General features: G+C 49.0%; 10 protein-coding genes. 9 read left to right on the top strand and 1 reads right to left on the bottom strand.

Annotated elements, in window-relative coordinates; translation table 11 throughout:
- The first annotated feature begins 188 nt into the window (after nt 1–188).
- Genes GPL15_RS12235 through GPL15_RS12225 form a run of 3 tightly spaced genes read left to right on the top strand, consistent with a single transcriptional unit; the run spans nt 189 to nt 4,898 of the window.
- Entirely contained in the window at nt 189–1,802 is a 1,614-nt protein-coding gene (locus GPL15_RS12235; protein WP_215698955.1) for a response regulator, read from the top strand.
- A complete protein-coding gene (locus GPL15_RS12230) occupies nt 1,799–3,571 on the top strand; it encodes a sensor histidine kinase (protein WP_215698954.1) in 1,773 nt (590 codons plus the stop codon). The genes GPL15_RS12235 and GPL15_RS12230 overlap by 4 nt, the downstream gene beginning before the upstream one ends.
- Complete coding sequence (locus GPL15_RS12225; protein WP_215698953.1) at nt 3,564–4,898, top strand: ABC transporter substrate-binding protein; 1,335 nt, start codon at nt 3,564–3,566, stop codon at nt 4,896–4,898. Before GPL15_RS12230 ends, GPL15_RS12225 begins: the two co-directional genes overlap by 8 nt.
- On the opposite strand, the gene GPL15_RS12220 is transcribed toward GPL15_RS12225, so the two are convergent.
- A complete protein-coding gene (locus tag GPL15_RS12220) occupies nt 4,850–6,241 on the bottom strand; it encodes an amidohydrolase (protein ID WP_215698952.1) in 1,392 nt (463 codons plus the stop codon). The two genes, GPL15_RS12225 and GPL15_RS12220, sit on opposite strands and share 49 nt — an antisense overlap.
- Before the next feature lie 231 nt (nt 6,242–6,472).
- Here GPL15_RS12220 and GPL15_RS12215 point away from each other — a divergent pair, with 231 nt between their 5' ends.
- From GPL15_RS12215 to GPL15_RS12190, 6 genes are all read left to right on the top strand, one after another.
- Entirely contained in the window at nt 6,473–7,879 is a 1,407-nt protein-coding gene (locus GPL15_RS12215; protein WP_215698951.1) for an amidohydrolase, read from the top strand.
- A 50-nt stretch (nt 7,880–7,929) separates the two neighbouring features.
- Complete coding sequence (locus GPL15_RS12210) at nt 7,930–9,360, top strand: amidohydrolase (RefSeq protein WP_215698950.1); 1,431 nt, start codon at nt 7,930–7,932, stop codon at nt 9,358–9,360.
- A 30-nt stretch (nt 9,361–9,390) separates the two neighbouring features.
- Nucleotides 9,391–10,773 (top strand): APC family permease, encoded by a 1,383-nt coding sequence (locus tag GPL15_RS12205; protein ID WP_215698949.1) that lies wholly within the window; start codon nt 9,391–9,393, stop codon nt 10,771–10,773.
- Between the two features lie 554 nt (nt 10,774–11,327).
- Nucleotides 11,328–12,134: a sporulation transcription factor Spo0A gene (gene spo0A / locus GPL15_RS12200; RefSeq protein ID WP_215698948.1), complete on the top strand. Its 807-nt coding sequence runs from the start codon at nt 11,328–11,330 to the stop codon at nt 12,132–12,134.
- Between the two features lie 106 nt (nt 12,135–12,240).
- Nucleotides 12,241–13,686 carry a glycogen synthase GlgA gene (gene glgA / locus GPL15_RS12195; RefSeq protein ID WP_215698947.1) on the top strand — a complete coding sequence of 482 codons (1,446 nt, stop codon included), beginning with the start codon at nt 12,241–12,243 and terminating at the stop codon, nt 13,684–13,686.
- Nucleotides 13,687–13,689: 3 nt separating this feature from the next.
- Nucleotides 13,690–14,259 (top strand): HD domain-containing protein, encoded by a 570-nt coding sequence (locus GPL15_RS12190; RefSeq protein WP_215698946.1) that lies wholly within the window; start codon nt 13,690–13,692, stop codon nt 14,257–14,259.
- Nucleotides 14,260–14,287: the final 28 nt, after the last annotated feature.

Genomic DNA, 14,287 nt, shown 5'->3' with positions numbered 1-14,287 from the left:
ATGGTGACGTCGGCTGCGGTGCAGTCCGGGGCCGCCATTTTCCTGTTTTACTTTATTTATATAAAACTTTATTTGTATAAAGAATTTTCGTTTTAGGCATTTCAGAATCAGAATGCTGTGTTAATATATATGAAACAAAGGAGTGGGTGAAAAATAATCCTGGTGGTTTTCCCGCATGGAGGAATGGTATGAGTGAAGATAAAAAATCTATGCCTTTCATTAAGGTGATGCTGGTGGATGATGACCAGCTCCTTTTAGAAGATATACGGACATTGGTGGACTGGGGAAGTCTTGGGTTTGAGATTGCCGGGGTATTTGGAAACGGGCAGGCGGCGTTGGATCATTTGTCTTCCTGCCGTCCCGATTTTATCATTACGGATATCCGGATGCCCTGCATGGACGGTCTGGCTTTTGCGGCCAAGGTGAAGGAGTGTATGCCTCAAGTCCAGATGCTGCTTCTAACCGCGTATTCCGACTTTGATTATGCGAAAGAGGCGATCCGGCTGGGCGTTTCCGACTACATATTAAAATATGATCTCAATGAAGCGTCTCTGACGGCGGAACTCATCAAAGTCCGGGGGCGTTTTTTCAGCAGCAGGAGTATTTCCGTCATGAGCAGCCGCCAGAAGCTGGAGCAGTTTTTAGCTTCGCCCCAGGATGAGGCGGTAAAAGACCAACTGGTACATATGCTGGAAAGTTATGGCGCCTCTGTCTGGGGGCTGATGATCATCGTGCCTCAGACCGGGCTGGCTGTTCCCGGATCAACCGGAGCCCTGTCCCGGATTAACCGGGAATGTTACAGGATCAGGGATTGTCTCAGTGAGCTGCCGTTTAACGGCCGGGGAGGCCAAAAGGAAGAGCCGGGATATCTGGCCATACTGCATAAGGGCAGGCAGATTGTGGTGCTGGCTATGCTGGATGAAGGGCACCGCATTGAGAGCAGATACCGCAGAACCATGTATGGGCTTGCCTGCCGTTTTGAGGAATGCCTTGGAAACGGCGGGGAAGGGAGCCCCACCATCCTTTATATGCCCTATGGAGTCAGCCTGCCGGACCGGCTTTTCCAGGCTTATGAATGTTTGGACGGCCTGGTTCCCTATACCATTTTTCAGGGATACGGCAGAATCGCGGAGTACGAAACGGTTAAATCCAGGATCAGTGAAACAGAACTGAAACTGGATGAAATGGAAGCGGTCCGCCAGGGAATGGCTGGAATGACGGTACATGGTATCGTGGAAAAGCTGGAAACCCTGATGGAGCGTTTCTGCCGCCACAGTTACAGCCTGGCAGGATTTGCCCAGCTGGGTTCCCTTATGGACGCAGCCGTCCTGCAGTATCGTAAAAATAACTTCTGTTCCCCGAAACAGATTCAGCAGTTCCGCCAGGATGTGGCGGAATGCCTGAGCGCGGAAGCGGTTTGGGAGACATTTACGGAATTTTCCCAGCATATTGTGGAGTTCGGCTGTCATGTATACAGTTCCCGGGTGAGGAAAGCGGTTCAGTTCATTCATGAGAATTATGGAAATGACATCTCAGTTCAGGACGCGGCGGATCAGTTGGGATTCAATGCGGAATACCTGAATAAATTGTTTAAACGGGAGGTCGGACAGGGATTTTCCAGATATTTGACGGCTTACCGGATGGAACAGGCGAAAAATCTGCTGGAAAGCGGGGACTACCGGGTGGGGGAAGTGGCGGAAATGGTTGGATACAAGAGCAGCCAGTATTTCAGCATGACATTCCGCCAGATCATGGGGGTTCCTCCATCGGCATTCGGACGGCAGGGAGACGGTACGAAATGAACGGAAAAATCAGAATGACAATTCAAAAAAAGACCAGCGCCGGGATCGCCGTCCTCATTTTGATCCTGACGCTGATTGGCAATTCCTTTGTATACCAGTATTGTTATAAGCTGCTGGTGGCCCACCGCAGGCAGCAGGATGCCGGAATCACCAGCCAGTGTGCCATGGGCGTGCAGACGGTCCTTCAGGACAGCCGGTTCCTGGCGCAGAATATATCGGTCAGCCCGCTGATCCAGGAGTTTCTTAAAATACCGGACCCGGACTATTATCAGATTGAGGCCATGAGCCAGGAACTGAAAAACATGATTAAGCTGAGGCTGTACATCAGAAGCGCGGTGCTGATCTGCCGGGATCAGGTGTATTGGAGCTACAGCCCCTATGAGGATTATTTTAAAGGGCTTCTTAAAGAGGAGTGGTATCAGGAAATGGGAGGGGAGAACCGGTGCTACAGCCGCATTCACCCCATTAAGATTGCAAAAGAGAAGGATTTTATCACCTACAGATGTTACATATCGGACAGCAATAATCCTGTGATGAGGACAGGGGAATTGCTGCTGAATCTGGATGCGGGGCAGTTCGACACGGTTATGAAGAGCTATTTTGGAGAGGAAAGGAAATACCTGATCTATGACGGGATGAAGGGGATTCCTGTGGCGGGAGGGGATTTCTGGCCGGAAGACATAGGAAATGTGCTGGATGGGGGCGGCAGATATGCAGAGGGCTGCTTTCAGACGGATTTTCAGGACGGCTATGTGACCTATCAAAGGCTGGAACCTTCGGGATGGATTGTGGCGGCCTATACCTCAAAAGATGAGATCATAAAGGATGCAGGGCCGATCCGCCGGTTTTTCTTCCTATATACACCCCTCACAGTGCTGGCGGTGGGCATGGCTGTATTTCTCTACATCCGACAGATCATTGCCCCGGTGGCGGAGATATCGAAAGCCATGCAGGAATTTGCGGCGGGGAGAAAGCCGGAACTGTCCATACGGACCGGGGATGAACTGGAGCTTTTGAGCTGTCATTTTAACCATATGGTAGCCAGCATTGAAGAACATGTCAGGCAGAAGGTCCAGGATGAGAGGATTAAGAAAAAGATTAAATTTGACATGCTGATGTCTAAAATCCATCCTCATTTTCTCTACAATACGCTCAGTTCCGTGATCTATCTGGCCAGGAGAAATGGGGACAAGGATATTGAAACCATGGTCAAGTCCCTGATCTTGATCCTTCAGGACAGCATGGCGGCCTACGATGGAAAGATTACGGCCCCTCTGTCTTTGGAACTGGGGATTGTGGACGCTTACGGGGCGATCCAGTCCTATCGCTATAAAGATAAGTTCGAGATCATTTACAATGTCAGCCCGGAAGTGAAAGAGGCCCTTGTGCCCAAAAATATTCTCCAGCCGCTGGTGGAAAATGCCATCTATCACGGAATTGCGCCCAGCGAGGAACCGGGGGTGGTGGAGATATTTGCGGAACCGGAGGAGGGGAAACTGAGAATCTGCGTGTCGGATACGGGCGTAGGCATGGAGGAAGAACGGAGAAAAGAACTGATGAACGGGCCGGACAGCAGCAGGGGAGGCGTCCATTCCATCGGAATGAGCAGCATCAGGGACAGGCTGGAATATCTGTACGGGGAAGACTACAGCTTTGAAGTATACAGTGAAAAGGGTAAGGGAACCATGGTGTTAATCTGCATTCCTCTTATGAAGAAGGAATGGGATTGGCCGGATGGAAGAGAAAGTCAGGGGGATGATTATGCTTAGAAAGACACTGGTTGTAATTGGAGCGCTGGCGGCGGTTTATGCCTGCATCCTGTTTTGGATGGTAAACAGAAAAACGGACGCCGGCATCAACGCAGGAATCCGGGCGGAGCCAGAGGTGCTGACCGTCTGGTATTGGGATGATTCGCTGGTTGAACTGTTTGAGGAATTTGCCAGGGACAGGGAAAACCTTTCCATTAATTATGTAAATGTGCCGAATTACGAATACGCGGAAAAACTGCGCAGCGCCATTTCGTTTTCAGAGGATCTGCCTGACATTTGTCTGCTTCAGGATAAGTTTGCCGGGGATTTTCTGGATTTGGATCTGTGGGAGGATTTGGAGGCGGAAGAGTACGGACTGGACAGAGGGGCGCTCCCTGAGGACTGCCTTCCTTATATTACGTCAAAGAGCGGCGTCACTGTGGCTGCTCCCTATAATCTGGCTGCTTCCGGCCTGGCCTACCGGTCCGGCATGATGGAACAGGTATTCGGTTTGTCGGAACCGGAGGAAGTGGATCAGGCTTTTTCCTCCTGGGAGGATTTGATCGAACGGGGGGCGGAGTATAAAAAAATGTCGCCGGAGCCGTTCTTTTTGTTCAGCAGCCTTGGAGATGTGGCCACTGTGCTCTACAACCAGACGGAACGGGCCTATGTGGAAGACGGGCGGCTGGTGGAACCGGAACGGTTTCTGGGCTATTACCGGATTCTCCATTCCCTTTACGATGAAAAGCTGGTGGACAATATGTCACAGTGCTCCAAAGAGTGGTACGATGAGTTTGAGAAGGGCCGCTTTTTGTTTTCACCGTGGAGCATGTGGCTGACACAAAATAAGACATTTTCTAAAAATGATAAAAATGACTGGAAGCTGATGGCGCCGCCAGAAGGCAGCTATAAATGGGGAGGCTGTGTCTGCGCGATCCCTTCCACAAGCGCCCATAAGGAGACTGCCTGGGAATTTATCAAATTCATGGCCCTTTCAGAAGAGGGGGCCAAGGCCGGCAAAGAGGCATCCTGCAGCCAGTTTTTATGCTGGAAGAAAGATACCTCTGATGAAGCCTACCAAAGTCTTTATTTAGAAGGGTTCGGAGAATTCAATGTGGGTGAGTACTATTTTGAATCCCTGCTCCCCGGTATGTATACCAGGGATTTATCCCCTTATGATTCTGCTGTCGATGTGGCCTATCACACGGCTGTGAAGGCGATTTCACATGACGGCGGCGCGACGCCGGAGCAGAGTTACAGGGCTTTTTTGGAACTGCTGCACAAGGCGGTTCCTGACATTCAGATTGACGGCTTTGTGGGAGATGCGCCGGGCGGGATGGGGCAGTGATAGGCTTGGCCGTTCATGGAACGGAGAAATTCCTTTCTGGCATTTTCTAATATGGCAGGATCGGTCATAGCACGGATACCGAATAATGCCATGATTTTGGCGGCGTTGATCATGCCCCTTTCACCGATCCCTGAACCGGAACTGGCCGTTGTGCGCCAGTGGTGGTTGGGAACGCCTACGGGGCGGCAGGCGGTGGAAAACATGATGGCCGGGACAATATGGCAAACGTCTCCCATGTCGAAAGAACCGGAACTGTTGGAGGCTTTCATGGGGCGGATTCCTTCATAGAGGAGTCCGCCTTTTTCTATTTGAAACAGGGCGGAAGCATTTTTACAGCCTTCTGATATGTCCGCAGTCAAAGCGCGGGCAAATTCCTTATCCTTGTCATCGAACCGCTCCCATGGAATCTGTTTCATGCAGTCATAGACCAGCCCGGCTAAAACCTGATTCTGCATGGTAGGGTAACAGCCGCCTAAATAGCAGACGTCCACGTCTGTTTCTGTCATGGAAGCAGCGCCTTGGGCGGTTTTTACAAGCCGGTTGTAAACGCTGTTTAAGTTGTCCATATGGAGGGCCCGGACCATATACCAGGAAGATGCTTTGTCGGGCACGATGTTGGGGGCAGTGCCTCCTTCTTTTATAATGTAGTGGATTCTCACGTCTTCTGTCACATGTTCCCTCAAATATTGGGCGCCGACATTGGTCAGTTCCAGCGCGTCCAGGGCGCTTCGGCCATTTTGCGGATCTGCTCCGGCATGGGCGCTTTTTCCCTTGTAATGAAATTCCACGGAATGAATTCCGGCGTTAATCCCCTGAAATACGAAATTGACAGTGGCAGGATGGAACGATATGGCCAGATCCAGATCATCAAATGCGTGTTCTCTTGCCATAAATGGCTTTCCGGTCAGAACTTCTTCCCCTGGACAGCCGTAAAAGACGATGGTTCCGGGGCAGCCGGTGCGCTCCATTTCCTCTTTCAGCCCGATGACAGCGCCAACATGTGCGGCACACAGCAGGTTATGGCCGCATCCATGGCCATAACTCTGATGGCTTACCGGCCTTTTCTCCGGGACGGCTTCCTGGCTCAGACCGGGAAGGGCGTCGTATTCTCCCATAAATCCGATTACCGGGCGGCCGCTGCCCCATTTGGCCATGATGGCTGTAGGAAGAGAACAGATCCCTGTATCCACATGAAAACCCGCTTGTCTGAGAATGTCTGCGGTCCATTTGCTGGCCTGGTATTCTTCGTAGGGGCCTTCGGGATTGCTCCATATGTTGTGAGAAAGCTCATTTAAAGCGGGACGAATGGTTTGAATGGTTTGAAATGCTATGCTTCCCTGCATGGCGTTACCTCCTTAAATTATTTATTTTATAATTGGATGGAATCATTGTACGTAAATTAACAGATGAAAAACATGGTGAAAAACAGATATTATATATAAAAAACGGATAGATCCGGCCATATGGTCCCGGATCTATCCGTTTTTTATACAAAATATCCGGTTCTTAATCTGTGAGAGGAGGGGCGGTTTTTGTAAAATGTGGGTATTAAAGAGAAAAGGAGAGGGGTTCATTTGGGAAAAGAGACGATTAGAAAGTATTTGGAGGAGGAGAGGGATGTTCTGGAGCGGATGGCCCGTGAAATTTGGGAACGGCCGGAAGCCGGGTTTCGGGAACATTTTGCCAGCGGGCTGCAGATGGATTATCTGGCGGCAAAGGGAGCGAACATCAAAACTCCTGTGGGAAAGCTGGAAACTGCGTTTGTGGCGGAATACGGAGAAGGACATCCGGTCATTGGATTTTTAGGGGAGTTTGATTCCCTTCCCGATTTAAGCCAGAAGGCAGGGCTCAATTACAAAGAGCCTGTGGCCGAAGGGGAGAGAGGGCATGGCTGCGGACACAACCTTTTGGGCGTGGGCAGCATTGCGGCATTTATCTCGCTGATGGAAACCATGAAGCAGGAAGGGCTGGCGGGGACGATCCGTTATTATGGATGTCCGGCGGAGGAAAACCTGGCAGGGAAATCTTTCATGGCAAAGGCAGGCGTGTTCGACGATCTGGACTGCTGTCTCAGCTGGCATCCGTCCGGGGAAGATGGGGCAGGGTATTCCAATAACACTGCTTTAGAAACCATGGATTTCTATTTTACCGGAATTGAAGCCCATGCGGGGGCAAATCCTCATTTGGGCAGAAGTGCGCTGGATGCGGTGGAGCTGATGAATGTGGGCTGCAACTATCTGAGAGAACATATCATCCCTTCGGCCAGGGTTCATTACATCATCACGGATGGAGGAAAAGCGGTCAACATCGTGCCGGGTAAAGCGGCGGTCCGTTACGCGGTACGCGCGCCCAAGGTGGATCAGATGCTGGATATTGCGGAACGGATCAATGATATTTCCAAGGGGGCGGCCCTGATGACCGGGACTGAGGTAAAACGGAGGATCACCAGCATTTATCATAACCGGCTGCCCAATGCGGCCCTGGCTGATCTGGCATATGAGAATTTTCTTACCGCTTCTCCCTGCAGATACACACCGGAGGAACTGGAGTTTGCAGATTCCATGGCGGCGGCTTATCCGGAGGGAACCGTGGAACGTGTGGTCAAAAGCTATGGGGTGGATATGAGCGAGGTGAAACACAACCTTCTGCCGCGTCCTGTAAAAATGGGAAGCAAAGAAAAGATCGGGGGAGGCTCAACTGACGTTGGGGATGTATCCTGGATCACGCCCACATTGAATATGACGGCTGTCTGCTGTCCGGTGATGGTAAACGGCCATACCTGGCAGGGGACCTCCTGCTACGGCACCAGTTTTGCCGCAAAGGGCATGATCCGGGCCGGGGAAGTCTTGGCGGCCACTGCCTATGATCTCCTGACAGAGCGGGGGGACGTGCTGAAACAGGCAAGAGACGAATGGGAGCATGATAAGAACGGGCAGAGTTATGTGCCGATCCCGGATGATATGGAACCGTATTTCGATTAAATATGGAACCGTATTTCGATTAACAAGAATTGGAAATGAGGCAGGGAAAAATGCTCCGGCATGAAAGGATTGATATGGGAAAAGAACGGATCAAACACTATATAGAAATGCACAGGCAGGAACTGGAAGCCATGGCCCTGGATATCTGGCGCCACCCGGAAGGCGGCTTTAAAGAAGTGAGGACCAGCGCATTGCAGGCGGATTATCTGAAAAAACTGGGGGCGGCGGTTTCATTTCCCGTATCCTGCGCGCCCACCGCTTTTGTGGCGGAGTATGGGGTGGGAAAACCGGTGATCGGGTTTTTAGGAGAGCTGGATGCTCTGCCGGGATTCAGCCAAAAGGTTATAGCAGTAAAAGAGCCGGTGGAAGAGGGGGCCTATGGACACGCCTGCGGCCACAACCTGCTTTGCTGCGGTTCGCTGGCAGGATTTGCCGCTCTGATGGAAGTTATGAGGGAAGAACATCTGCGGGGCACGATACGGTATTACGGCTGTCCTGCGGAAGAGAGCTTTGGAGGAAAGACATTTATGGCCCGGGAAGGGCTGTTTGATGATTTGGACTGCTGTATGAACTGGCACCCGTCCGGCGACGATGCGGTGGCATTGACCCAGTCCAGCGCCTTTGAGCTTCTGGAATTTTATTTTACGGGAACGGAGGCCCATGCAGGGGCAAATCCCCATCTGGGACGCAGTGCGTTGGATGCGGTGGAGCTGATGAATGTAGGGGCGAATTATCTGCGGGAACATGTGATTAGCGCCGCCCGCATTCAGTACATCATTACGGACGGCGGACAGGCGGTCAATATTGTTCCGGGAAAAGCGGCTGTCCGATATGCGGTCAGAGCGCCGCAAATTGAACAGCTTCAGGAAATTGTGAGCCGTCTGGTGGACATATCAAAAGGGGCGGCCCTCATGACAGGCACGGAGGTTGTACACCAGGTAAAGAGCATTTACCACAACCGGCTGCCCAATTATGCGCTCAGCGGTTTGGTTTACGATAACCTGAAGGAATGTCCGTGGCCGGAGTACACCCAGGAAGAGCTGGAACTATTCAACAGCCTGGCAGAAACGTATCCGGAAGGTACCTTAAAACAAGTTTGTGAGTTCCATGGAGTTTCTATGGAAGAAATCCGCAATTCCATGCTGTTTAAGCCTCTGTGGCGGGGCAGTAAGTCCATAACCGTAGGCGGTTCTACCGATGTGGGAGACGTTTCCTGGATCACCCCCACCGTGAATCTGACTGTGACCTGCTGTCCGGTTATGGTAAATGGACACAGCTGGCAGGCGTGCGCGGCTTACGGAAGTACGGCGGCGGCTAAAGGCATGACCAGGGCCGGGCAGGTGATGGCGTCTTCGGCTTATGATCTGCTTACGGACAGGAAGGATGTAATAGAGGCAGCCAAAAGGGAACTGGAAGAGGATAAGGGAGGAAGGAGTTACACTCCGATTCCGGCGGACATGGTGCCGTCTTATGATGATTAGGGCTGTTAAAAAATTTGGAGGGAATTACATATGAGTGAGAAATTATCGTCAACAAAAGATTTAAAACGGGTTTTGGGTAAAAAGGAACTGATGGGCATCGCCATTGGCAGCATCATCGGTTCTGGAATTATGGTTCAGATGGGAACCGGTATTGCGCTGACGGGAAGGTCTGCCAACATCGCATTTCTGGTATCCACCTTTTTTACGATTTGCAACCTGATCCCCATGATCTTTGTATCAAGCTGTCTCCGGTTCCGCGGAGGAGATTATACCCAGATGGGGCTTTTCGCGGGTGATAAATTTGCCGGCGCTTATACCATTGTATATATTTTCAAAAACATTACTATTGCCATGTTTGCGCTGTCATTTGCAGATTATTTCCTGTCCCTGTTTCCGGGACTGCCCCATATGGCGGTGGCCATTGGCGTGGCGACCATTTTCTTTATTCTGAATTTCTTTGGCGTCAATATCATGGCTAAGGTTCAGAACCTGATGGTAGGCGTTCTGCTGTTTGCATTGCTGCTCTTTGTTTTATTCGGCATGCCCCATGTGGATTTTACAACTTATTTTTCAAATGCGGACGGCAATTTTATGACGGACGGTGTTCCGGGAATTTTATCCGCGGCAGCAACGCTGGGATTTGCCACAGGCGGAGCTAATATGATCTTCAGCCTGTCTGCGGAATGCAAAAATCCGAAAAAGGATATCCCTTTTGTTTTGATTGCATCCACTCTTTCTGTGGCCGTATTATACGGACTGATTGCAACGGTTGCATCCGGTGTGCTGCCGGTTGACCAGGTGGCTGGCAAATCCCTGACTGTAGTGGCTGCGGAAATTTTCCCAAGACCTTTATATTTATTCTTTATCGTTGGAGGGGCGTTGTTTGCAATATCAACCACTCTGAACTCCAAACTGGGTTCTGTTACAAAACCGCTGATGCAGATGTGTGAGGACGGATGGTTCCCCAAATCACTGGCAGACCTGCATCCGAAATACCGCACTCCATGGAAGCTCCAGCTTCTGTTCTATGTGGTTACCATCATACCGATTGTCACAGGATTTAAGATTAACCAGATCACCACAATTGTACTGATCATCGGCTACTGTATCACCGCACTCAATACGGTGATGTGCTTTAAGCTGCCCAGAATGTTCCCGGAAGCATGGAAAAAATCTAATTTCCATATGCCGATGATGGCGTTCAGCGCGCTGCTGCTCCTTTCGCTTGGAGTGACGGTAGTTCAGTTCTATTCAAAAATGAGAGCTACCACATTTAAAATCATAATACTGAATGCTGTTACCATTACGGTTGCATTTTTATTCGCTAACTGGCGGCTGAAGACGGGGAAAGCGAAACCTACGATTTCTTATGAAGTGGAGGATGAAAAAACAGAGCAGGGAGGAACTAAATAGATATTTGACCGGGCTTTTGGACTGAGGAGACCGGGAGTTGGGATTTTAAAGTGAAGCGTGACAGTAAAGCGTGTGACAGTAAAGCGTGAAGGCATTTTCAAAAATGGCTTCACGCTTTGCTTTAAAACGTGAAGGCATTTTCAGAAATGGCCTCACGCTTTGCTTTAAAGCCCTAAGGGATTTTCGAAAATGGCCTCACGCTTTATTTCACCGTTGTGTTAAATTTTCGCTAAAAATCCATATTATCTGTTATAATCCCCCAAACTTTCCGTTCTATGGGGTATGGGCTAAAATGCGACATATTTTTTACAGCCCTTCGTTATTTATTTTCGTCAAAAAGTGCTATGATAATTGGCTGAATAGAATTTTTAACAATCCGTCATCAGCTCCCTTGAAAACTGCTTTTCGGGAAAATCAGACGGCAGATGACGAAATCCGATATGGGCCGAAACCCCGTTGAAATGTCGAATATTGCGATGGAATCACATTGCGGATTACCATTTTCCGATACTATAATCAGTGTACAAAAAGTAACAAACAGGAGGAATAGGAGTATGGCAGAATTAAGTATTGCAATTGCAGATGATAACCCACAGACACTGGAGGTGCTGTGTGATATACTTGAAGGAGAAGAGGATTTTAAGGTAGTTGGACAGGCGGATAATGGAGAAGATGCCTATAACATGATTGTCAAAACGAAGCCGGATATTGTTCTTATGGATATTATTATGCCGAGACTGGACGGAATATCGGTGATGGAAAAGGTGAAAAACAACGAAACACTGAAAAAGTCGCCGTCGTTTATCATGGTAACCGCGGCCGGAAGCGAGAATATGACGGAAGAAGCCTTCCGCATGGGCGCATATTATTACATAATGAAACCATTTTCCAGGAAGATGATTGTCACCAAAGTGCGTCAGGTAGCGGAAAAGGGAAGAAAAGACAGAATCAGCTGTCTGGAAAACAAGAGAATTAAGCCATATACGGATAAATATGACTATATGGAGCAGAACCTGGAAAATGATGTCACTAAAATGCTTCATGAAATCGGCATTCCCGCGCATATTAAGGGATATCAGTATTTGAGAGATGCGATAGCCATTTCAGTTGCGGATCAGGAAATGCTCACGTCGGTGACAAAAGTTTTGTATCCCAATATAGCAAAACAGCACCAGACCACACCGAGCCGCGTGGAACGGGCGATCAGACATGCGATTGAGGTAGCTTGGAGCAGAGGAAAGATGGATACCATCAATGCGATTTTCGGCTATACGGTCAGCAATGGAAAAGGCAAGCCGACAAATTCTGAATTTATAGCGTTGATTTCTGATAAGATCCGCCTTGATTATAAGAGATTGTAAAGATAAATTCTCAGTTTCCACTTCCTAAATTCTCAAAAATATTGTATACTATCCCTAATGAGAGTCTGCGTATCAGCGGCAGACCGTTGGCGAGGGAGGTTTTCGCATGAAGAATATATTGTTCATAGCTTCAGAAGCAGTTCCATTTATTAAGACCGGAGGGCTGGCCGATGTAGTCGGTTCCTTACCTAAGTGTTTTGATAAAGAATATTTCGATGTTAGGGTCATGATCCCTAAATACTTGTGTATAAAAGAAGAATGGCGCAGCAAGATGAATTATGTCAGCCATTTTTATATGGACTATATGGGACAGAGCAGATACGTAGGGATTCTGGAATACGTACATGAGGGAATAACCTTTTATTTTATCGACAATGAGGGATATTTTAACGGTGCGAAACCATATGGAGACTGGCTCTATGATCTTGAAAAGTTTTCATTTTACTGCAACGCGGCGTTGTCCGCTCTTCCGGTAATCGGCTTTCAGCCGGATATCGTTCACTGCCATGACTGGCAGACCGGCCTGATTCCGGTTTATTTAAAAGACCGTTTCCGCGGAGGAGAATTTTTCCGGAACATTAAGTCAGTGCTTACCATACACAATTTAAAATTCCAGGGCGTATGGGATGTGAAAACCATTCAGAGATTTTCAGGGCTGCCGGACTATTATTTCACACCGGATAAGCTGGAAGCATATAAAGATGGTAATATGTTAAAAGGCGGCATTGTTTTTGCGGATGCGATTACAACCGTCAGCAGCACATATGCGGAAGAGATTAAGATGCCGTTTTACGGCGAGGGGCTGGATGGCCTTATGAGAGCCCGTTCCAACAGCCTGCGCGGCATTGTAAATGGAATTGATTATGAAGAGTTTAATCCTGAAACAGATACCTTTATCGTCCGCAACTATAATGCGAAAACATTCCGGAAAGAGAAGATCAAGAACAAACTGGCTTTACAGGAAGAACTCGGACTTGAGGTGGATGGAAAGAAGTTCATGATAGGAATCGTATCCAGGCTTACGGATCAGAAGGGCCTTGACCTGATTCAGTGTGTGATGGATGAGATGTGCACGGAAGACATCCAGTTGGTAGTGTTGGGAACCGGTGATGATAAATATGAGAACATGTTCCGTCATTATGCGTGGAAGTACAGCGGCCGCGTTTCTGCCAATATCTATTATTCGGAACCGATGTCCCATAAGATTTATGCGGCGTGTGACGCATTTTTAATGCCGTCTCTGTTTGAACCCTGCGGTTTAAGCCAGTTGATGGCCCTCAGATACGGTACGGTGCCGGTTGTCAGGGAGACAGGCGGACTGAAGGATACGGTTGAGCCATATAACGAATTTGAGAGCACCGGAACCGGTTTCTCATTCGCTAATTATAATGCACATGAGATGCTTGCAAGCGTGAATTATGCGAAACATGTTTATTACGATAAAAAGCGTGAATGGAACAAGTTGATTGACCGCGGCATGGCAAAGGATTATTCATGGAATGCATCGGCCCTTAAATACCAGGAGTTATATGACTGGCTGATTGGATATTAAAGTATGAGAGGATATAATCGTTTACAGGAAGAGCGGAACAGGGCCCGTGAATGGGCGTCCGATGATTCCTGGGTGAAGCAAAAAAAATATGAGGAGGATCCGGAATATCTGGCATGTGTGCAGGATATCCTGGAAAATCCGGTATTTCATTTGATGGATCAGTTTATCCAGCATGGTAATACTACTTGTAAGGCCCATTGCATTCAGGTGTCCTATATGAGTTACCGTATCTGCCGGAAATTTAACTGGGATTACAGGCAGACCGCAAGGGCTGCCTTGCTTCATGATCTGTTTTTATATGACTGGCACACTCATGCGAAGGAAACCGGGAACCGTTTCCACGGCTTAACCCACCCCAGGGTGGCTATGGAGAATGCGTCTAAGTATTTTGAACTGACGGATATGGAGAAAAATATGATTCTCCGCCATATGTGGCCGCTGACACCAGTTCCGCCCCGCAGCCGGGAAGGGATGTCCATCGTCTATGCGGACAAATTCTGCGGCATGGCGGAAGTTGCGTCCCATACAAGGCGGTGGATGGCTCATTTACTCAATCCGGGACGCCCTGCATAATATTGACCGCTTTTGGATATAGGAGAAA

Origin of the sequence: Clostridium sp. MCC353, assembly GCF_018785315.1 — a bacterium.
Taxonomy (GTDB): Bacteria; Bacillota; Clostridia; order Lachnospirales; family Lachnospiraceae; genus CHH4-2.
The sequence above is the reverse complement of the archived record's forward strand: the minus strand, read 5'-3'. Positions and strand labels throughout refer to the sequence as shown.